General features: G+C 73.7%; 15 protein-coding genes and 3 tRNA genes. 3 read left to right on the top strand and 15 right to left on the bottom strand.

The window, feature by feature from the left end; all coding sequences use genetic code 11:
* Window positions 1-21: 21 nt before the first annotated feature.
* The 6 genes from HLA93_RS08160 to HLA93_RS08185 form a co-directional block, all read right to left on the bottom strand.
* Window positions 22-94 (bottom strand) — tRNA-Glu (locus HLA93_RS08160).
* Window positions 95-204: 110 nt separating this feature from the next.
* Window positions 205-277, bottom strand: a tRNA-Glu gene (locus HLA93_RS08165).
* Window positions 278-331: 54 nt separating this feature from the next.
* Window positions 332-403 (bottom strand) — tRNA-Gln (locus tag HLA93_RS08170).
* 84 nt (window positions 404-487) lie between these two features.
* Complete coding sequence (locus tag HLA93_RS08175; protein ID WP_222193902.1) at window positions 488-1,876, bottom strand: CPBP family intramembrane glutamic endopeptidase; 1,389 nt, start codon at window positions 1,874-1,876, stop codon at window positions 488-490.
* Window positions 1,873-3,357 (bottom strand): glutamate--tRNA ligase, encoded by a 1,485-nt coding sequence (gltX, locus tag HLA93_RS08180; protein WP_222193903.1) that lies wholly within the window; start codon window positions 3,355-3,357, stop codon window positions 1,873-1,875. Before gltX ends, HLA93_RS08175 begins: the two co-directional genes overlap by 4 nt.
* Window positions 3,354-4,163, bottom strand: coding sequence for a fumarylacetoacetate hydrolase family protein (locus tag HLA93_RS08185; protein ID WP_222193904.1), 810 nt, complete (start codon window positions 4,161-4,163; stop codon window positions 3,354-3,356). The genes gltX and HLA93_RS08185 overlap by 4 nt, the downstream gene beginning before the upstream one ends.
* Before the next feature lie 75 nt (window positions 4,164-4,238).
* Here HLA93_RS08185 and HLA93_RS08190 point away from each other — a divergent pair, with 75 nt between their 5' ends.
* Window positions 4,239-4,631, top strand: coding sequence for a VOC family protein (locus HLA93_RS08190; RefSeq protein ID WP_222193905.1), 393 nt, complete (start codon window positions 4,239-4,241; stop codon window positions 4,629-4,631).
* A gap of 9 nt (window positions 4,632-4,640) precedes the next feature.
* On the opposite strand, the gene HLA93_RS08195 is transcribed toward HLA93_RS08190, so the two are convergent.
* A complete protein-coding gene (locus tag HLA93_RS08195) occupies window positions 4,641-5,849 on the bottom strand; it encodes an FAD-dependent monooxygenase (protein WP_222193906.1) in 1,209 nt (402 codons plus the stop codon).
* Window positions 5,846-7,477: a citramalate synthase gene (gene cimA / locus HLA93_RS08200; protein WP_222193907.1), complete on the bottom strand. Its 1,632-nt coding sequence runs from the start codon at window positions 7,475-7,477 to the stop codon at window positions 5,846-5,848. The genes HLA93_RS08195 and cimA overlap by 4 nt, the downstream gene beginning before the upstream one ends.
* 253 nt (window positions 7,478-7,730) lie before the next feature.
* Between cimA and HLA93_RS08205 the strand changes: the two genes are divergently transcribed.
* The gene (locus HLA93_RS08205; protein WP_222193908.1) at window positions 7,731-8,132 is read left to right on the top strand and encodes a hypothetical protein; all 402 of its coding nucleotides are present in this window, start codon (window positions 7,731-7,733) and stop codon (window positions 8,130-8,132) included.
* Window positions 8,133-8,145: 13 nt separating this feature from the next.
* Here HLA93_RS08205 and HLA93_RS08210 read toward each other — a convergent pair whose 3' ends face one another.
* The 4 genes from HLA93_RS08210 to serA form a co-directional block, all read right to left on the bottom strand.
* Window positions 8,146-9,120, bottom strand: coding sequence for an NAD(P)-dependent alcohol dehydrogenase (locus tag HLA93_RS08210; protein ID WP_222193909.1), 975 nt, complete (start codon window positions 9,118-9,120; stop codon window positions 8,146-8,148).
* Between the two features lie 67 nt (window positions 9,121-9,187).
* Window positions 9,188-10,207 (bottom strand): 3-isopropylmalate dehydrogenase, encoded by a 1,020-nt coding sequence (locus tag HLA93_RS08215; RefSeq protein WP_222193910.1) that lies wholly within the window; start codon window positions 10,205-10,207, stop codon window positions 9,188-9,190.
* 153 nt (window positions 10,208-10,360) lie between these two features.
* Window positions 10,361-13,759, bottom strand: coding sequence for a S8 family peptidase (locus HLA93_RS08220; RefSeq protein ID WP_222193911.1), 3,399 nt, complete (start codon window positions 13,757-13,759; stop codon window positions 10,361-10,363).
* A 363-nt stretch (window positions 13,760-14,122) separates the two neighbouring features.
* Window positions 14,123-15,724, bottom strand: coding sequence for a phosphoglycerate dehydrogenase (serA, locus tag HLA93_RS08225; protein WP_222193912.1), 1,602 nt, complete (start codon window positions 15,722-15,724; stop codon window positions 14,123-14,125).
* Between the two features lie 161 nt (window positions 15,725-15,885).
* Between serA and HLA93_RS08230 the strand changes: the two genes are divergently transcribed.
* Window positions 15,886-16,935, top strand: coding sequence for a hypothetical protein (locus tag HLA93_RS08230; RefSeq protein ID WP_222193913.1), 1,050 nt, complete (start codon window positions 15,886-15,888; stop codon window positions 16,933-16,935).
* Between the two features lie 95 nt (window positions 16,936-17,030).
* On the opposite strand, the gene ilvC is transcribed toward HLA93_RS08230, so the two are convergent.
* From ilvC to HLA93_RS08245, 3 genes are all read right to left on the bottom strand, one after another.
* Window positions 17,031-18,056, bottom strand: a complete 1,026-nt coding sequence (gene ilvC / locus HLA93_RS08235) for a ketol-acid reductoisomerase (protein WP_222193914.1) — start codon at window positions 18,054-18,056, stop codon at window positions 17,031-17,033.
* 81 nt (window positions 18,057-18,137) lie between these two features.
* A complete protein-coding gene (gene ilvN / locus HLA93_RS08240) occupies window positions 18,138-18,662 on the bottom strand; it encodes an acetolactate synthase small subunit (RefSeq protein ID WP_222193915.1) in 525 nt (174 codons plus the stop codon).
* Between the two features lie 89 nt (window positions 18,663-18,751).
* Window positions 18,752-20,698 (bottom strand): acetolactate synthase large subunit, encoded by a 1,947-nt coding sequence (locus HLA93_RS08245; protein ID WP_246626137.1) that lies wholly within the window; start codon window positions 20,696-20,698, stop codon window positions 18,752-18,754.
* Window positions 20,699-20,905: the final 207 nt, after the last annotated feature.

Here is a 20,905-nt window from a genome sequence, read left to right on the forward strand (position 1 = left end):
GGTCGGGGGCTCTGCGCGGTGTAGCCCCGAAGGGATTCGAACCCTCGCTACCGCCGTGAGAGGGCGGCGTCCTGGGCCGCTAGACGACGGGGCCAGGTGCCCGTCGATTCTGGCACAGCGGCCCGGGCACCGGACACGGACCCCTCCAGACCCCGGAGACGACGAGAGCCCCCGACCCGGGTGGGTCGGGGGCTCTGCGCGGTGTAGCCCCGAAGGGATTCGAACCCTCGCTACCGCCGTGAGAGGGCGGCGTCCTGGGCCGCTAGACGACGGGGCCAGGTACTGCTCGGTGGTGCGGTACTGCGGTGTTGCTGAGGAGTCGCGCTCCTCGCTGGGGTACCAGGACTCGAACCTAGACTAACGGAACCAGAAACCGTCGGGCTGCCAATTACCCCATACCCCAAGGGTCGTGCTGCGCCTTGCGGCACGGGAGAGAACTGTACCCGATGCCGGGGAGGGGTGCGCAGGCACCCCCTCCCCCGGCGCGTCAGCCGCCCGGCGGCCGGGTCCAGCCACCGGCGGACGGCGGAGCGTGCGGGCCCCAGCCGGGGTGCACGACCGGCTGGCCCCACCCGGGCTGTGCGGCCTGCTGACCCCAGCCAGGCGGGGCCCAGCCCGGCGGCGGCGCACCCCAGGCGGGCGGCACCGGAGGACCACCGACGGGTGCGGGCCCACGCCCGTCGTCCGTCCCCAGCTCCAGGGCCGGGCTCACCATCTGCAGGGACATCCCGCGGCGGGCCACCACGACCCAGGCCACGAAGGCGGCCATCCCGACGATCCCCAGCAGCGTGGTCGCCCACCCCAGGACGCCGCCCGGGTCGACCGCGGCGGCCCGGTCCCCCAGCGCACCGGCCAGCAGGAAGATCACCACGTTGTTCACCGCGTGCAGCGCGATGGCGGCCTCGAGCCCGCCGGTCAGCCACACCACCGCGGAGAGCGCCAGGCCGATGGCGAACCGGTACAGGAAGCTCTCGAAGTCCGGCGGCAGGTGCGCCAGGGAGAACAGCACGGCCGTGCTCACCCCGGCGACCAGCGCGCCCGCCTGCGGACGCCCGATCCACCCGGCGATGGCCTGGCTCAGGTACCCGCGGAAGACGTACTCCTCGGCGGCGGCCTGCAGCGGCGTGGTGGTGAGCACCACGAGCAGCATCCAGCCGAACGACGCGGTGGGGCCGGTGACGTCGACGCCGGAGGCAGCCACGCTGACCAGCAGGCTGATCGCCACCGCCAGTCCGAGCGTAGCCAGGGCCCGCCAGGTCCACGGGGCGAACAGCCGCCAGCGCAGCCGGCCGCGGACCGAGGACGACCACCCGATCCGCAGGCCGTGCGGCACCAGCCAGCACAGCCAGACGATCGGGATCGCCACGATCAGCGACAGGTTGGTGATCAGCAGGACGGCGACGTCGAAGAGGTCCTGCTGGGCCAGGTCCAGCCCGACGCCACTGAGGTAGACGACGACGCCCAGCACACCGCCGGCGACCAGGTACAGCACGGTGAACAGCAGGAGCCCGAGCACCGGACGCCACCACGCCCAGTCGCGGGCCCGCATGAGCAGCACGTAGGGCTGGGGCGTCGCGTGCGGTGGGGCGCCGGGCGGTGTCACCGGCCGGGCGGGCCGCGGCGCGGTACCGGCCCCCGGCGGTCCCGGGTACGGGTGCCCCGGGTACTGGGGCCCGCCGTACGGAGACCCCTGGTACTGGGGCCCCGGGTACTGGGGACCTGGGTACTGGGGCCCCGGGTACGCGCCGGCCCACGGCGGCGGACCGATCGGCACCTGGGGCGGAGCGCCGTACGGACCGGTCGGTGGGGGGCCGGCGTAGGACGGCTCGCCGTACGGCTGCCCCGGCGTCGGCCCGCCCCAGCCCCCGCTGGTCATCCGGTCGCGGTCGCGCGGGCGGCCGCCAGCCGGGAGAGCGTGCGGTCCCGGCCGAGCAGCTCCATCGACTCGTACAGCGGCGGCGAGACCGTGCGACCGCTGACCGCGACCCGGACCGGCCCGAAGGCCTGCCGGGGCTTGCGGCCCAGCCCCTCGACCAGGGCCTCCTTCAGCGCGGTCTCGATCGCCGGCGTCGTCCACTCCGGCAGGGCCTGCAGCGCCGCCACGGCCGCGTCGAGCACCTCGCCGGCTCCGGCGCCCAACTGCTTCTCCGCGGCCGCGGGGTCGATCTCGACGTCCTCGGTGAACAGGAAGCCGAGCAGCCCGACGGCGTCGGAGAGCACGATCATCCGCTCCTGGGCCAGCGGCGCGATCGCGGTCAGCACCGCGGCCTGCTCGGCGGTGGGCGGGTCGGCGACCAGCCCGGCGGTGGCCAGGTACGGCGTCACCCGGGCGATGAACTCCTCGACCGGCAGCGCCCGCAGGTGGGTGGCGTTGATCGCCTCGGCCTTCTTGAGGTCGAAGCGGGCGGGGTTGGCGCTGACCCGGGTGACGTCGAAGGCCTCGATCAGCTCCGCCGGCGAGAAGACGTCCCGGTCGTCGGCGATGGCCCAGCCGAGCAGCGACAGGTAGTTGATCAGCCCTTCGGGCAGGAAGCCGCGCTCCCGGTAGACGTCGAAGTTCGACTGGGGGTCGCGCTTGGAGAGCTTCTTGTTGCCGTCACCGAAGACCAGCGGCAGGTGCCCGAACCGCGGCGTCCCCTGCGCCACGCCCACCGCCGTGAGCGCCTCGTACAGCGCGATCTGACGGGGCGTGGAGGGCAGCAGGTCCTCCCCGCGCAGCACGTCGGTGATCCCCATCAGGGCGTCGTCGACGGGGTTGGTGAAGGGGTACAGCGGCGCCCCGTTGCCCCGCATCAGCACGAAGTCGGGCACCGACCCAGCAGCGAAGCGCACCTCGCCCCGCACCAGGTCGGTCCACACGACGTCCTCGTCGGGCATCGCGAGCCGGAGCACCGGCACACGGCCCTCGTCCCGGAAGGCGGCCTTCTGCGCGTCGGTGAGGAAGCGGTCGGCGTTGTCGTAGCCGAGCTTGGGGTCCTGCCCGGCCGCGCGCCGGCGGGCGTCGACCTCCTCGTTGGTCGAGAAGGACTCGTAGGCGTGCCCGGAGGCGAGCAGCTTCCCGGCGACCTCCTGGTAGACCTCCGACCGCTCGGACTGCCGGTAGGGCCCGTTGGGCCCGCCGACCTCGGGGCCCTCGTCCCAGTCCATGCCGAGCCAGCGCATGCAGTCGAGCAGGTGCCGGTAGGACTCCTCGGAGTCGCGGGCGGCGTCGGTGTCCTCGATCCGGAAGACGAAGGTGCCGCCGGTGTGCCGGGCGTGCGCCCAGTTGAACAGCGCCGTCCGCATGGCGCCGACGTGGACGAGCCCCGTGGGCGAGGGGCAGAACCGGGTCTTCACCGGGCGGGCCGGCGCGGTCATCGGGCGCCGGCCGTGGACGTCGGGTCCGCGCCGGCCACCGTGTTGGTCAGCGTCCCCAGCGCCTCGATGGTGCACTCGACCCGCTGCCCGGGCCGGATCGGCCCCACCCCGGACGGGGTGCCGGTGAGCACGACGTCGCCGGGCAGCAGCGTCATCACCTGGGAGATGTGCGAGATCAGGGTGGGCAGGCCGAACAGCAGCTGGCTGGTGCGGCCGGACTGGCGGAGCTCGCCGTCCACGCTGCAGGTGATCTCCAGGTCGGCCGGGTCCTTGCCCAGGCCGGCGAGGTCGGTCTCGATCCAGGGGCCGATCGGGCAGAAGGAGTCGAAGCCCTTGGCCCGGGTCCACTGCCCGTCGCTGCGCTGCATGTCCCGCTCGGTGACGTCGTTGCCGATCGTGTAGCCGAAGACGCTGGCCATCGCCTGCTCCGGGGTGACCTGGCGGGCTCCGCGCGCACCGATGACGACGGCGAGCTCCACCTCGTGGTGGACGTCGGTGCTGCCGGCCGGGATGCGGATCGCGTCGCCAGGGCCGATCACGGAGGTCGAGGGCTTGAGGAAGATGAGCGGCTCCTCCGGCGCGTCACCGGTGGCCATCTCCTGCACGTGGTCGGCGTAGTTCTTGCCGACCCCGACCACCTTGCTGGGGAGGATCGGCGAGAGCAGCCGCACGTCGGCGGCGGCGAACCGCTGGCCGGTGAAGGAGATCTGGCCGAACGGGTGGCCCTCGATCTGGGCGACCTGGCCGTCCCCGTCGAGGACTCCGAAGGACATGCCGGCTGGGTGGGCGAAGCGGACGATGCGCACGTCCAGAGGTTAGTCGCCACCCGCGACCTGCCCCACGGCGCTGTCGGGTGCCCTGCCCGGTCGCTACGGTGCCCCATGGCCTCCCGGATCACCGCCGTGACCGTCGACAGCCGCCGACCGGCCGAGCTCGCCGCCTGGTGGGCCGAGGTGCTCGGCTTCGAGGTCGTCGAGACCGCGGACGACGGCTACACCGAGATCGGCCCGCCCGGCCAGGGACCGAAGGGCCCGGTGCCGACGCTGGCCTTCGTCACCGTCCCGGAACCGACGCCGGGCAAGGTGCGGCTGCACCTGGACCTCAACGCCACCGACCGGTCGCAGGCCGAGGAGCTGGACCGGCTCCTGGCGCTGGGCGCCACCCCGGTCGACGTCGGTCAGGGGCCGCTGACCGAGGAGATGACCTGGCACGTCCTCGCCGACCCGGAGGGCAACGAGTTCTGCCTGCTGGCGAGCACGGTCGCACCCCTCTGACCGCAGGGCTCAGGCCGCTGCGCCGCCGGGCGGCGGCGGCTCCCACCGGAGCACGGCCGTGCCGGCCGCTGCCGCGCGACCGGCCGGGACCGCCCGCACCGCGGCGTTGCGGAGGGCCTGGCGCGGTCCGCCCGGCACGTGCGCCCCGAACCGCGCCGTCTGCGCCGAACGGCGGGCGATCAGCTGGCAGCGGGGCCGGCGGTCGCGGTCGAAGGCGGCCAGTGCGGCCCGCAGCGGTGCGCCGTCGGCCAGCGGCTGCCCGATCAGCCGGCCGACGCAGACGCCGTCCTCCACCGAGGTGTTGGCCCCCTGGCCCATGGTGGGCAGCATCGCGTGGGCGGCGTCGCCGATAAGCACCGTGCGCCCGCGCACGTAGCTCGGCAGTCCTCGCGGCAGGTGGTGCACGTCGTGCCGCAGCAGCCGGCCCGGAGCGGTCGCCGCGATCGTGGCCCGCACGTCCCCGGACCAGCCGGAGAAGCGCTCCACGACCGCGGTCAGCTCGTCGTCGAAGGACGTGCGCTCCGGCAGCCGGACGTAGCCGTACCAGTAGACCTGCGCGGCGCTGATCCGCACGGCGCCGAACTCCGCGTCCGGCCCCCAGCGGGCGGTGAAGCCCTCGTCGGGGGTGTGGTCGTCGTCCACCACGGCCCGCCAGCTGCTCCGGCCGCTGTACCGCAGCGCCGCGCGGCGGCCGGGGAACAGCCGGCTGCGCACCCCGCTGCGGATGCCGTCGGCGGCCACCACCAGGTCGGCGGGAACGGTGTGCTCGCCCGCGCCGTCCAGCCACGTGACGGCGGCCGGCGCACCGCCGGGCTCCCCCGGCTGCACCGCCACGACGCGGGCACCGGTGGTCAGGTCCGCTGCCCCCGCGGCCCCCAGCAGGGCGCCGTGCAGCCGCTGCCGGTGCACCCCCCAGGCGACGTCCACCGCTTCGGGGTCCCCGGGCCGTCCGGGGAGCCGCAGCAGCCAGCGGCCGTGCAGGTCCCGGACGCCGGCCGCGACGGTCCGGTGCCCGGCGGCGCGGACCCGCTCCCCCACCCCGAGGGCGTCCAGTGCGGCCATGCCGTTCCGGGTCACCGCGAGGCCGGCGCCGACCTCACCGGAGGTGGCGGCGCGCTCGAGCACCCGCACCGACCACCCGGCCTGCAGCAGTGACACCGCCGCGGCCAGGCCCGCGATCCCACCGCCGACCACCGTGGCCGATCGGGGTCCGGTCACCCGGCACCCCGCCCCGCCGAAGGGGCCCGGTGCCGGACGGCGTAGGTGAGCGCGTCGACCAGCGCGTGCCAGGAGGCCTCGACGATGTTGTCGTGCACCCCCACGGTGGTCCACTCCCCTGCCCCGTCGGTGCTGTCGACCAGCACCCGGGTGGTGGCGCTGGTGCCGCCGTTCCAGCCCAGGATGCGCACCTTGTAGTCGGCCAGCGAGACCCCGGCCAGGTGCGGGTGCCGGCTGACCAGGGCCTGGCGCAGCGCGTTGTCCAGCGCGTTGACCGGGCCGTTGCCCTCGCCGGTGCTGATCACGCGCTCCGTCGTCCCGTCGTCGTTGGGCAGGTGCACCTTCACCGTCGCCTCGCTGACCACCACGCCGTTGCCCCAGTGCTCCACCGAGGTGCGGTAGCTCTCCAGCTCGAACAGCGGGCCCGGGGCGCCGGGCAGCTGGCCGCGCAGCAGCAGCTCGAAGGAGGCGTCGGCGGCCTCGAACGACCAGCCGTCGGCCTCCAGCACCTTCACCTGGTCGACGACCCGGCCGATCGCGTCGCCCTGCCCGGCCAGGTCGACCCCCAGCTCGCGGCCCTTGAGCTCGACCGAGGCCCGGCCGGCCATCTCGGTGACCAGGATGCGCATGTCGTTGCCGACGACCGCCGGGTCCAGGTGGTTGTACAGCTCCGGACGGACCTTGATCGCGCTGGCGTGCAGCCCGGCCTTGTGGGCGAAGGCGGAGGCGCCGACGAAGGGCTGGTGGTCGTCGGGGGCGATGTTGGCCAGCTCGGCGATGGCGTGGCTGACCCGCTTCAGCTCCGGCAGGCACTCGGCCGGCACGACCGGCAGCCCCATCTTGGTCACCAGGTTGCCGATCAGCGCGAAGGTGTCGGCGTTGCCGGCCCGCTCGCCGTAGCCGTTGGCGGTGCCCTGCACGTGGGTGACGCCGGCCTCGACCGCGGCCAGGCTGTTGGCGACCGCGCACCCGGTGTCGTCCTGGCAGTGGATGCCCAGCCGGCCGTTGGTGCGGGACCGCACGTCGGCGACCACCCGGCCCACGCCCATCGGCAGCATGCCGCCGTTGGTGTCGCACAGCACCCCGACCTCGGCACCGGCCGCGAACGCGGCCTCGAGCACCTGCACGCCGTACCCGGGGTCGGCGGCGTACCCGTCGAAGAAGTGCTCGCAGTCGACGAACACCCGCCGTCCGTGCGACACCAGGAAGGCCACGGTGTCGGCGACCATGGCCAGGTTCTCCTCCAGCGTGGTGCGCAGCGCCTCGCGCACGTGCCGGACGTCGGACTTCGCGACCAGGCACACGACCGGGGTCTCCGCATCGAGCAGCGCGCGCACCTGGGCGTCGTCCTCGACCCGGACGCCGGCCTTGCGGGTGGCGCCGAAGGCGACCAGCTGGGCGTGCCGGAGCCGGAGCTCGGTGCGGGCGCGGGCGAAGAACTCCGTGTCCTTGGGCAGGGCGCCGGGCCAGCCGCCCTCGATGTAGCCGACCCCGATCTCGTCCAGCAGCCGGGCCACGGCCAGCTTGTCGGCGACGGACCAGCTCACGCCCTCGCGCTGCGCGCCGTCGCGCAGTGTCGTGTCGAAGACGTGGAACTGCGGATCGGTGGTGGCGGCGTCCTCGGCCACGGTGTCTCCCGGGTTGGCTCGGTACTGGGCCCAGACACGAAAAAACCTCCCGGGGTACGGGAGGTCGCGCGCAGTCCGGGGAGGTGACTGCGCGCTAGCCGATGATGATCGTGCGGGTGGCGTCCATCACCGCCAGTACAGCACGCCGGACCACGTTGGTGGAACGACCGTTCCACGCACTGGGACGGCGGGAATCCGCGTGACGGACTCGGGGGCAGCGGGCAGCATCGCAGCCCGACCCCGAGGAGGAACCGTGATCCCCAGCGCGTGGGAGGCCGTGCACCGCCCCGAGGACGGCGAGCTCGTCGGGTACCTGGCGCCGCACGACGACGGCCTCGTCGTGCCCACCACCCTGACCGGGACCCCGGCCGGTGCCCCTGACGAGCCGGAGGCGGCGGCCGGACTGCTGGTCGCCTCCGGGCTGGCCAGGCTGGCCCGCCGGTGGTGGTGCCGGCTGCCGGACACCCTGCCGCCGGGCCTGCTCGACGCCGGCGGACCGACCGCGCACTGGGACTGGCGTCCCGTGGTGCTGGTGGAGGTCTCCCCCGCCGGCTGCCGGGTGCGCCCGGAGGCCCCGACGCCCGAGGAGGGCGGCGCGCAGGCCTCCCTACCGGTGCCGGTGGGCACCCTGCTGCGGGAGCAGCCGCCCGGTTGAGGCGCCGGACGGGTCAGCCGACCTCGATGACCACGCTGCCGGTCTTCTGGCCGCTGTCGACGTACCGGTGGGCCTCCACGATCCGGGACAGCGGCCAGCGGTGCTCGTCGAGGACGGGCCGGAAGGTGCCCGCGGCCAGCATGTCGCGCAGCTGTGCGGGCAGCGACGGGTCCTGGACCGGTACCGGGAAGACGACCCGGGGCCCGGGCAGCAGCGGCGTGACCAGCGCGAGCAGGGGGTTCTGGGCGAGCCGCCCCAGATCGGTGGACACGTAGCGACCGCCCGGCCGCAGGAGCCGCCGGCAGCGGCGGAAGGAGCTCTTCCCCACCGCGTCCACGACGACGTCGTAGCGGTGCGGGTCGGCGTGGAAGTCCTCGGTGGCACGGTCGATGACCCGCTCGGCGCCCAGGCTGCGCACCAGGTCGGCGCGCGCACCGTCGCAGACGGCGGTGACGTGCGCGCCGAGGGCGTGCAGCAGCTGGACCACCGCCGAGCCGATCGCGCCCGTGGCACCGTGGACGAGCACGTCCTCGGCGGCGGCGACCCGCGCCCGGCGCAGCACGGCCACCGCGTAGTGGGCGCCCTCCGTGGCCGCCGCGGCCACGTCGTCCGGCACGCCGTCGGGCACCCGGGCCAGGAAGCCGTCGGCGCGGACCGTCAGGTGCTCCGCGTGCGCACCGAACCGTCCCTCGACGTAGCCGAAGAGCCGATCCCCGACCGCGTGGCCGTCGACAGCGCTGCCGACCGCGACGACCACGCCGGCGAACTCGGTGCCCAGCACGGTCGCGCGCGGCCGGCGCACCCCGGTGAACAACCGGGTGACACGGGGGACGCCCGCCCGGTAGGCGCAGTCGGTGCGGTTGACCGTGGTGCAGCGCACGCGGACCAGCAGCTCGCCGGGGCCCGGGACCGGGGTCGGCACCTCGGTGACCCGGACGACCTCCGGCGGGCCGTACCTCTCCCGCACCGCAGCCAGCACGGCGGTCACGCTAGCGCCGTGGCGTGCCGGGCGGGGCGTCCGCGAGCATCCGGCCGGCGGTCCGCCCGCCCGGGGGTCAGCCGGAGAGCGCAGCGAGCCGGTCGCCGACCTCCGCAGTGCGGATGGTGGCCTTCGGGTCGCGGGTGGAGAGGTCGAAGGCGACCGCGGCGTTGACCTTCTTGGCCAGTTCGGGACGGCCCAGGTGGTCCAGCAGGAGGCCCACGGAGAGCACCGTCGCCGTCGGGTCGGCGATGCCCTGGCCGGCGATGTCCGGCGCCGACCCGTGCACCGGCTCGAACATGCTCGGGTTGGTGCCCGAGACGTCCAGGTTGCCGCTGGCGGCCAGGCCGATGCCGCCGGTCACCGCGGCCGCGACGTCGGTGACGATGTCGCCGAACAGGTTGTCGGTGACGATCACGTCGTAGCGGCCCGGGTCGGTGATGAAGAACATCGCCGCGGCGTCGACGTGCTGGTAGGCCACGGTGACCTCGGGGAACTCCGCCGCGAGCTCCTCGACCGTGCGCGACCACAGCGAGCCGGCGTGGGTGAGCACGTTGGTCTTGTGGATCAGGGTCAGGTGCCGGCGGGGCCGGGCCAGCGCACGCTCGAACGCGTAGCGCACCACCCGCTCCACCCCGAAGGCGGTGTTCAGGCTGACCTCGGTGGCCACCTCGTGCGGGGTGTCCCGCCGGAGCACGCCGCCGTTGCCGACGTAAGGGCCCTCGGTGCCCTCGCGCACGCAGAGCATGTCGATCTCACCGGGGTCGGCCAGCGGGCTGCGGACGCCGTCGAACAGCCGGGCCGGGCGCAGGTTGACGTGGTGGTCGAGCTCGAAGCGCAGCTTGAGCAGCAGCCCGCGCTCCAGGATGCCGCTGGGCACCCCCGGGTCACCGACCGCGCCGAGCAGGATCGCGTCGTGCTGCCGCAGCTCCTCCAGCACCGAGTCCGGGAGCAGCTCGCCGGTGCGCTGCCAGCGCGCCGCCCCCAGGTCGTACTGGGTGCTCTCGACGTCCGGGGCGACCGCGCCCAGGACCTTGAGGCCCTCGGCCACCACCTCGGGACCGATGCCGTCTCCAGGGACCACTGCCAGCCGCATGAGGCCAGAGGTTAGTGGTCGTGGGGTCACCGACCCGCACCCGCACACGCCGACGCCCCCCACGAGGAGTGCTCGTGGGGGGCGTCAGCAGTGCGTGCGGGCGGTCGTGGACCGGGTGGTGGGGCCGGCGTCACCGCCGGCCCCACCCTCGGGTCACGGGAGGGCGGGCGCCCCCGGCTTCACCGAGATCGGCACGGTCAGCGTCCGACCGGTCCCGGTGTCGTTGTGCGACAGCACGACCATCGCGCCCTTGAACCCGCCGACGGAGCTGTCCTCGGCGTAGGACGCCGACTGCTGGACCGCGATCGTCGTGCCGTTCGCGGCCGGGACGAGCACCGCCGGGGCGCCGTCCACGGTGAACGACAGACCCGGGCGCAGCGGGTCGAAGCTCATCCGCTCCGCCGCGAGCTCGGCACCACCGGCCGGGCTGACCACGGTGCCCACGTTGTCGACCGTGCCGTAGGCGCTGGCCGACTGGACGCCGAAGGAGATCCGGCCCTGCACCAGCGGCATCACCGAGGTGGGCACGCCCATGAGCTGGACGTCGGAGTCGAACGCGTTGGTGTCGACCGTGCCGTCGGCCAGGTTCATGAAGCCCACGTACGGGTCCCCGGCCGGCAGCAGCTGGTACTCCCGGTCGGTGACGACGACCAGCGGCACGTCGTAGTCCGCGATCCGGGTGGTGGTCACCTGGTAGTCCCACGCGCCGTCACCGGTCGCGTCGACGTAGACGCCGTAGTTCACGGCCGTCTCCGGCGAGGTGTACTTCCCGTGCGCGGAGACCCCGAAGTACAGCCACGGGTCCTCCGGGGTGGCGGCCACGTCGGAGGCCACCCCGACCGTCGCCAGGTCCACCGAGCGCTCCAGCTCGGACTTGTAGCAGTCCGCGCTGGCCGCGTCGGTGCACTTGGGCATCTGCGGGCTGCGGCCCAGCCCCTCGAGGGCCGTGACCAGCGACGTGTAGGACGTCGGGCCGAACGCCGGGCCGTTGCTGACGCCCCGGCCGACCAGGGTGATCGAGGTGCCGGCCTTGCGGTCCTGGGCGATCAGGTTGGACGAGGGCTTGGCGTTGGCGTGCACCGGCACCCGGAGGGTCGGCGCGTCGCCCTTGCTCGGGGTCAGCACCACCCGGCCGCTGGCCTCACCCAGGAACTGCCGCCCGTCGTCGGTGACGACCGTCGGGTCGGCCACCTTGCGCAGCTGGTCCCGGGTGACGGTGAGGACGACGTTGACGACCGTCTTGGTGTTCGGCGCGACGTTGACCACCGACGGCTCGACCCGGTAGCTGACCCCGGGCTGCTCCGCCAGCGCCTCGTACGCCAGCCGGTAGCCCACCGTCTTGTCGCTCTTGTTCGACACGGTGATCTGCCGGTTCTGCACGGTCTTCGGGTCCTTGGCCTCGATGACCCCGAAGGACGCCGAGACGACGCCGCTGCCCGCGTTGGCGTAGGCCAGGACCTGGTTGTCCAGGGCGGCCTTCGCGTCGATCCGGCCGGCACCCTGCCGGTTCGGGCCGTAGACGACGCCCTCGGCGGTGTGCACGTCGTGGACGGCGGTGTTCATCAGGTCGGCCTTGACCTCCTCCGTCGTCCAGTCCGGGTGCGCCGCGCGGATGAGCGCGGTGACCCCGGAGGTGGTCGGCGCGGCCATCGAGGTGCCGGACTGGCTCACGCCCTCGCTGCCGGTGCCGACCGCGGCGGAGTACAGCGTCACGCCGGGCGCGGAGACGTCCGGCTTGAGGCCGTTGGCCTGCCGGCTGCTGCGCGAGGAGAACGACGCGAGCAGGTCGACCTGCGCCGGGTCGTCGACGATCGCGGCGTCCTTGAGGCTCGGCCCGAAGGTGACGGTGACCGGGCCGGCCTGGACGGCGGCGGCGAGCGCCGCTCCGTCGGTGGCGGTGACCAGGATGCCCGGGATCTGCGGGACGCCGGTGATGCCGGTCTCCAGCAGGTCGTCGTCACCGATGATCATGAAGCCGATCGCGCCGTGGTCGCGGGCGTTGCTGCCCTTGGCCACGGAACCGCAGGCGAAGCCGGCGGCCTCGATGAGCACGATCTCGCCGGTGTAGTCCCCGCTCCAGGGGGCACAGCCGGTCGGGTCGTCCCCGGCCTCGGGGAGCACCACCGGTCCGGTGACGTCGGGCTTGACGTTGCCGGCCTCGTCGAGGTCGCTGTAGGCGATCGACCGCAGCCCGGGGCGGATGCCGGTGGGGCCACCACCGGAGACGACCTGCCAGCCGTCGAAGACGCCGTAGCCGTCGTTGGAGGCGGCGACGCCGATCCCGCGCGGGGCGTTGCCCGGCGAGCCGCCGATGTCGTAGCTGTCGCCGGAGTTGCCGGCCGACATCACCACGAGCATGCCGCGCGCCATCGCCTCGTTGGCGACCATCGCGTCGGCGTCGTCGGCCAGGCCGTACTCCGAGCCCAGCGACAGGTTGACCACGTCGAGGTGGTCGTCGATGGCCCCGTCACCGTTGGGGTCCATGGCCCACTCGATGGCCTCGATGGTGACGTTGGTGGAGCCCTCGCAGCCGAAGACCTTCAGCGCGTAGAGCTCGGCGTCCGGCGCCATGCCGGGGCCGATGCGCAGGGCCGAGGGGTCGAAGGACTCGTCGTAGGCGCCGGTGTAGGTGGCGCCGTCCTCGGTCACGCCGAAGCCGGCCGCGGTGCCGGCGACGTGGGTGCCGTGCCCGTTGCAGTCCAGCGGGTTCTCGTCCGGCATGGCGACCGGCTGGTGGTCCGGGGACGCCGGGTCGGCGTTGTAGCTGTCGCCGACGAAGTCGTGCCCGCCGACGACCTTGGCGTTGGGGTACACGCCGGCCGGTGCGGGCTGCGCCTCGGCGGCCTGGATCGCGTTGAACTGGGCGACGTCGCCGCTGCCGCCGAAGTCGGCGTGGGTGTAGTCGATCCCGGTGTCGATGATGCCGACGGAGACGCCCTCACCGGTGTTGCCCAGCGCCTCCCAGGCCTCCACGGCCCGGACGACGCTGGCGGCGCCGGTGTTGCTGGTCTCCTTGGGGGTGATCGGCAGCACGGCGGTGACGCCGGGCAGCGTGGTGAGCGCCTCGTAGTCGGCGGCGTCGGCGGAGACCGCCACCCCGGAGACGACGGTCGAGGCGGTGTAGAGCACCTCGGCGTCGGCGACGGCACCGGGCAGCTCGGCGACGACCTCCTCGGCCGCGGCCTCCACCCCGGGCTGGGCGGCCCGGGCCGCGTCGGCGGCCTGGGCGGCGCTGCTGGTGGCCAGCGCGTCGGTGTAGACCTCCGAGGTCGCCGGCGTGTCGATCTGCAGGAAGAACGAGGCCGGGCCGCTCTCGGGCAGTCCGGCCGGTCGGCCGGAGTCGGCCCGGGCCGCCAGCTGGGAGCGGACCTGCTCCAGCTGGGCGGCGTCGAGAGCAGCCTGCGCCCGGTCGGTCACCGGAGCGGCGGGGGCGGCCAGCGCGCTGCCTGCCCCGCCGGTGGCGGCGAGGGTGGCCGCAACAGCGACGACCCCCGTCCGGACGAGGACGCGTCGGCGTCCTGCCCGGTGCGAATACGTACTTCTCGGACCCACGTGCACCCCTGTCAGCGAGTTCTGTGAAGGCCGTGTCGTCACCGCGTGTGCGGTGACGAGACGGAACAGTCACACCGTGGTCGTTGCCGTGACTAAGGGCCAATAGGCCGTTCGGAGCAGTGCGGGCCGTTGGGTCGAGCATCTGCCGCGGCTGGAACACGGCCGGGTTTCGGACCCGTGCCGACCGTTTGTCCTGCGGCGCGCCGTACGCCGAACGGGTGAACGTGAACGAGCGGTTGACACGATGCAACAGTCCTCAACCACCTCGGCCAACGGCAGATGCCGCAGCGTTCCGGCCCCGGACGCACGCGAGGCCGCGTCGTCCGGTGGGACGACGCGGCCTCGCGGTGGGGCGCGGGGGGCTCAGCTGGGGGTGAGGTCCGCGGCCTGGGCCTGCCGGGCACCGATCCGTCGCCCGATCTCGGACAGCAGCTCACCGCTGACCGGGCTGTCGACGGTGACCGCCATGAGCGCCTCGCCGCCCTGGGTGGTCCGGCTGACCTGGGCGCCGGCGATGTTGACCCCGGCCTCCCCCAGCGCGGCGCCCACGGCACCGACCACGCCGGGCCGGTCGCCGTAGACGAAGAACAGCAGGTAGCCGTCTGCGGTGAGGTCGAGGTCGAAGCCGCTCACCTCGGTCAGCTTGGGCACCTGGTTCTTTCCGTAGAGGGTGCCCGAGACGGTCACCTCGGTGCCGTCGGCCATCGCGCCGCGGACGCTGATCAGGTTGCGGTAGTCCGGGCTCTCGGTGTTGCTGGACAGGCTGACGTCCAGCCCGCGCTGGTCGGCCAGCAGCGGCGCGTTCACGTAGGTCACCGGCTCCTCGACCACGTCGGAGAAGACCCCGCGCAGCACCGCCAGCTGGACCACCGACACGTCGAACTCGGCGATCTTCCCCTGCACCTCCACGTGCACCGACTGGGCCAGCCCACCGGCCACGGCGGTGAACACCCGGCCCAGCTTCTCCGCCAGCGGCAGCCCCGGCCGCACGTCCTCGGCGACCACGCCGCCGGCCTGCACGTTGACCGCGTCGGGGACGAAGTCGCCCTGCAGCGCCAGCCGGACGCTGCGGGCCACGGCGGTGCCGGCCTTGTCCTGCGCCTCGGTCGTCGACGCGCCCAGGTGCGGGGTGACCACCACGTTGGGCAGCCCGAACAGCGGGCTGTCGGTGCACGGCTCCTTGGCGTAGACGTCGATGCCGGCAGCGCCGACCTGACCGGACTGCAGCGCCTCGGCCAGCGCCGCCTCGTCGACCAGGCCACCGCGGGCCGCGTTCACGATGATCACGCCGCGCTTGGTGGCCGCCAGCTGCTCGGCCCCGATCAGCCCGAGGGTCTCCGGCGTCTTGGGCAGGTGCACCGTGATGAAGTCCGACTCGCGCAGCAGCTCGTCCAGGCTCACCAGCCGCACCCCCAGCTGAGCCGCCCGGCCGGGCTGGATGTAGGGGTCGTAGGCCAGCAGCGTCACCCCGAAGGCGGCCAGCCGCTGCGCCACCAGGACGCCGATCCGGCCCAGGCCGACCACGCCGACGGTCTTCTCGGTCACCTCGACGCCGGTGAACCTCGACCGGGCCCACTTCCCCTCCCGCAGCGAGGCGTCGGCGGCCGGGATGTGCCGGGCCGCGGCCAGCAGCAGGGCGATGGCGTGCTCGGCGGCGCTGACGATGTTCGACGTCGGGGCGTTGACCACCAGCACACCGCGCTCGGTGGCAGCGGCGACGTCGACGTTGTCCAGGCCGATGCCGGCGCGGGCGACCACCTTCAGCTGCGGGGCGGCTGCAAGCGCCTCGGCGTCGATCTGGGTGGCCGACCGGATCAGCACCGCAGAGGCCTCGGCCAGGGCCGGCAGCAGCGCGGCCCGGTCGGCGCCGTCCACGTGACGGATCTCGACGTCACCTCCCAGGACCTCCAGCACACTGGGGGCGAGCTGCTCGGCGATCAGGACGACGGGCGTGGTCGTGGTCACGGGAGCACAGCGTAGGGAGGTCGGCGCGTCCACGGGGCGCCGGTGCCCGGCGGTCCCACTGGATGGACCGCGGCGGGCCGGGGGGCTGCTTGCCCGGCTCCCCCGGCCCGGCCATCCTGACGGCTCAGCGCCGGTGTCACCGGCCTCGTGCGGAGGAGATCATGGACAACCACCGGGACGACGCCCAGGGCCGTCAGGAGACGACCCCGTTCGGCCGGCCGCCTGCCGAGCCGGCCCCCGAACGCCCCGGACAGCCCGACCCCGCGCAGACCACCGGCTCGACCGCCCACGAACAGGCCTCGGACACAGCGGGCTGGGCAGGCGCCCATGTCGGCGAACACGGCCGCGAGACCGGGCCGGCTCCGCAGTACGGGCAGCCCCAGTACGGGCAGCCCCAATACGGGCAGCCCCAGTACGGCCAGGGTCAGTACGGCCAGGGTCAGTACGGCCAGGGTCAGTACGGCCAGGGTCAGTACGGCCAGGGTCAGTACGGCCAGGGTCAGTACGGCCAGGGTCAGTACGGCCAGGGTCAGTACGGCCAGCACGGGCCGGGTCAGCAAGGACAGGGCCAGTACGGGCAGTACGGGCAGGGCCAGTACGGGCAGGCCGCGTACGCGCAGGGCCAGTACGGGCAGCCGCAGTACGGGCAGGGCCAGTACGTGCCCTCGCCCTACGAGCAGCAGCCCGGACAGCTCTCCGGGCACGAGCGGCCGGCCCGCCCCGGCACGGTGATCACCGCGGCGGTGCTCGCGCTGCTGCACGCGGCCCTCGGGCTGCTGGTGACCGTGGGGCTGTTCGCCGGCGGCGCCCTCATCGACGACCTCGCCGACGTGCTGGAGAGCGACCCGAGCCTGGACACCGGGACGACGGCCGAGGTCGACGACGTGCGCGCCGTCCTGGTGGTCATCGCCCTGCTGGCGCTGGCCTGGACGGTGGTGATGGTGTGGGGCGCCGTGCTGGCGCTGCGTGGCCGCAGCCGGGTGCTGCTGCTGGTCGGCTCCTCGATCGCGGTCGCCTGCACCGGGCTCGTCCTGCTCTTCGGCCTCATCGGCATCGCGCTGGAACCCCAGCAGTCCGGTGACGTCGGCAGCGTCGTCCTGCTGGTGGCGCTGTTCGCCGCGGCCGTGGCGATGCTGGTGCTGCTGTGCCTGCGCTCCTCCGGGCAGTTCTTCGCCGCCCACCGCCGCCGGCGGGCGCTCACCCGGCAGTGACACCGTCCACCCGGCAGTGACACAGGGCCCCCGCAGCGATCGCTGCGGGGGCCCTGTGGTGTCCAGCCGGCCCCGCGTGCCCGCGGGGCCCTCGCTCAGCGAGCGGCGGTGCCGGTGTAGTCGTCGCTGGCGCTGACCCAGCTCATCAGGCCGCGCAGCTGGCGGCCGGTGGCCTCGATCGGGTGCGCCTCGGCGGCGGCCCGCTTGGCCGTGAAGTCCGGCGCACCGGCGTCCTGGTCGGCGATGAAGCCCGCGGCCCACGAACCGTCCTGGATCGCGGTGAGGACCTCCTTCATCGACTCCTTGACGCGGGCGTCGACGACCTTGGGCCCGGAGGTGTAGTCGCCGTACTCGGCGGTGTCGGAGACCGACCAGCGCTGCTTGGCGATGCCGCCCTCGTACATCAGGTCGACGATCAGCTTGAGCTCGTGCAGGCACTCGAAGTAGGCGATCTCGGGCTGGTAGCCGGCCTCGGTGAGCGTCTCGAAGCCGGCGGTGACCAGCGCGGACATGCCGCCGCAGAGCACGGCCTGCTCGCCGAACAGGTCGGTCTCGGTCTCCTCGGCGAACGTCGTCTTGATGACGCCGGCCCGGGTGCCACCGATCGCCTTGGCGTATGACAGCGCGAGCGCCTGGGCCGAGCCGGAGGCGTCCTGCTCCACGGCGATCAGGCAGGGCACGCCCTTGCCGTCGCTGAACTCGCGGCGGACCAGGTGACCGGGGCCCTTGGGCGCCACCATGGCGACGTCCACGCCGGCCGGGGGCTTGATGTAGCCGAAGCGGATGTTGAAGCCGTGGCCGAAGAACAGCGCGTCGCCGTCCTGCAGGTTCGGCTCGACCGACTCGGTGTACAGCTTCCGCTGCACGTGGTCCGGCGCCAGGATCATGATCAGGTCGGCTTCGGCGGACGCCTCGGCGGGGGTGACCACGCGCAGGCCCTCGGCCTCGGCCTTGGCCCGGCTCTTGGAGCCCTCGGGCAGGCCGACGCGGACGTCGACGCCGGAGTCACGCAGCGACAGCGCGTGGGCGTGGCCCTGGCTGCCGTAGCCCAGGACGGCGACGGTGCGCCCCTGGATGATCGAGAGGTCGGCGTCGTCGTCGTAGAAGATCTCGGCGGCCATGGGGCGGTTGGTTCCCTTCGGTCGGTGCTTTATCGCGATAAAGCGCGGGGGGGGGTGGGTGGAGCGGATCGGGGGTGGCGCTCAGGCGCTGCGCTCGACCGGGCGCAAGGTACCGGCGCCGCTCATCGACCGCGGACCGCGGCCCAGGGCGACGGTGCCGGACTGCGCCATCTCCTTGATGCCCAGCGGGGCGAGCACGGCGAGCAGTGCCTGCAGCTTGTCCGGCGTGCCGGTGGCCTCGAGGGTGACGGTGTCGGTGTTGACGTCGATGACCCGGGCGCGGAACAGCTCGGCGGTCTGCAGCACCTGGGCGCGGTCGGCCAGCGGCGCACGCACCTTGACCAGGAGCAGCTCGCGCTGCACGGCCACGGTGTCCAGCTCGACGATCTTGATCACCTCGACCAGCTTGTTCAGCTGCTTGGTGATCTGCTCCAGCGGCTGGGCCTCCGCGTCGGCCACGATCGTCATCCGGGACAGGTCGGGGTTCTCGGTGGGGCCGACCGCCAGGGACTCGATGTTGTAGCCGCGGCGGCTGAACAGCGCCGAGACCCGGGCCAGCACACCCGCCTTGTTCTCGACGAGCACCGACAGCGTGTGTCGTGGCATCAGACGGTTCCCTTCAGTGGTGCGTCCGGCCCCGCTTCAGGGGCCCGCCGCGAGCGGAGCGAGTGGTGGGGGGAAGCGGGGTCCTTCGGCTAGACCTGTCCGTCGCCGAAGACCGGGCGGACGTCGCGCGCGGCCAGGATCTCGTCGTTGCTGGCCCCGGCGGCGACCATCGGCCACACCTGGGCGTCGGAGCCGACGATGAAGTCGATCACCACGGGGGCGTCGTTGATCGACATCGCCTTCTCGATCACCGCGTCGACGTCGTCCTTGCTCTCGCAGCGCAGGCCGACGCAGCCCAGGGCCTCGGCGAGGGTGACGAAGTCGGGGATACGCACCTGCCGGGGCGCCCCCGGCTTGCCGCCGTGGGTGTTGAGGTGGGTGTTGGAGTAGCGCCCCTCGTAGAACAGGGTCTGCCACTGCCGGACCATGCCGAGGTTGCCGTTGTTGATGACGGCGACCTTGACCGGGATGCCCTCGATGGCGCAGGTGGCCAGCTCCTGGTTGGTCATCTGGAAGCAGCCGTCGCCGTCGATCGCCCACACGGTGGTGCCGGGCATGCCGAACTTGGCGCCCATCGCCGCGGGGACGGCGTAGCCCATCGTGCCGAGGCCACCGCTGTTGAGCCACGTGCCGGGCTTCTCGTACTTGACGAACTGCGCGGCCCACATCTGGTGCTGACCGACCCCGGAGGCGTAGATCGCGTCCGGCCCGGCGATGGCCCCGAGCCGCTCGATCACGTACTGCGGGGACAGCATGCCGTCCTCGGGCCAGTCGTATCCCAGCGGGTAGCGGGTGCGCCAGTCCTCCAGCTGCGCCCACCAGCCGGTCAGCTGCGGGGTGCGGCCGGCCTCGTGCTCGGCGCGCAGCGCGGTGACCAGCTCGGCGATGGTGGCCTTGGCGTCACCGACGATCGGCACGTCGGCCTTGCGGTTCTTGCCGATCTCGGCCGGGTCGATGTCGGCGTGCACCACCGCCGCGTGCGGCGCGAAGCTGGACAGCTCGCCGGTCACCCGGTCGTCGAAGCGGGCGCCCAGGGCGACGAGCAGGTCGGCCTTCTGCAGCGCGGTGACGGCGGTGACGTTGCCGTGCATGCCGGGCATGCCCAGGTTCTGCGGGTGGCTGTCGGGGAACGCCCCGCGGGCCATCAGCGTGGTGACCACCGGCGCGCCGGTCAGCTCGGCCAGCTCCGCCAGCTCGGCGGTGGCGCCGGCCTTGAGCACCCCTCCCCCGACGTAGAGCACCGGCTGGCTGGCGCCGGCGATCAGCGCGGCGGCCTCGCGGACCTGCTTGCCGTGTGGGCGGGTGGTCGGCTTGTAGCCGGGCAGGTCCATCCGGGGCGGCCAGCTGAAGTCGGTCGTGGCCTGCAGCGCGTCCTTGGAGATGTCGACCAGGACCGGGCCGGGGCGCCCGGTGCCGGCCAGGTGGAAGGCCTCGGCGATCCGCTGCGGGATCTCGTCGGCGTCGGTGACCAGGAAGTTGTGCTTGGTGATCGGCATGGTGATGCCGCGGATGTCCGCCTCCTGGAAGGCGTCGGTCCCGATCGCGGCGCTGGGCACCTGGCCGGTGATGGCGACGATCGGCACCGAGTCCATGTAGGCGTCGGCCAGCGGGGTGACGAGGTTGGTCGCACCCGGCCCCGAGGTGGCCATGCAGACCCCGACCCGCCCGGTGGCCTGGGCGTACCCGGTGGCCGCGTGCCCGGCGCCCTGCTCGTGGCGGACCAGCACGTGCCGCAGCGCGGAGTCGAACAGCGGGTCGTAGGCGGGCAGGATCGCCCCGCCCGGGATGCCGAACACCACCTCGACGCCGACCGCCTCCAGCGACCGCACCAGGCTCTGCGCGCCGGTGATCCCCGAGACCGGCTCGCTCGCGGCCTCGGCGATCGTGCGGGCGGTGGTCTCGACCCCGAGGGTGGCCTGCGCGGCGGCCTCGCTGGGCTGCATCGGCGTGGCCGGCGCGGCGCCGGCCCCCGGGGCGGGGCCGGTGGCGGGACGGGAGGGCGGTGCGGTGCGGCCGGAGCTGCTGGGGGTGCTCATCTGGTCGATCTCCCTGGGCGCGGGGTGGGGTGCTGCGGCGGGTCTCTCGGCGGTCCGGCCGAGCGGTGCCCGGCCAACAAAAAACCCCTCGTGCCGTGGCACGGAGGGGTGGCGCGTCGGTCGGGAGGGACCGGCGCGCTAGTGGATCGCTACGAGCAGACGAGTGCGGGGCACGGGAGACACTGTGCCCCCGCCCCGCGGCCCCGT

Source organism: Modestobacter italicus (genome assembly GCF_019799965.1).
Classification (GTDB): domain Bacteria; phylum Actinomycetota; class Actinomycetes; order Mycobacteriales; family Geodermatophilaceae; genus Modestobacter; species Modestobacter italicus_A.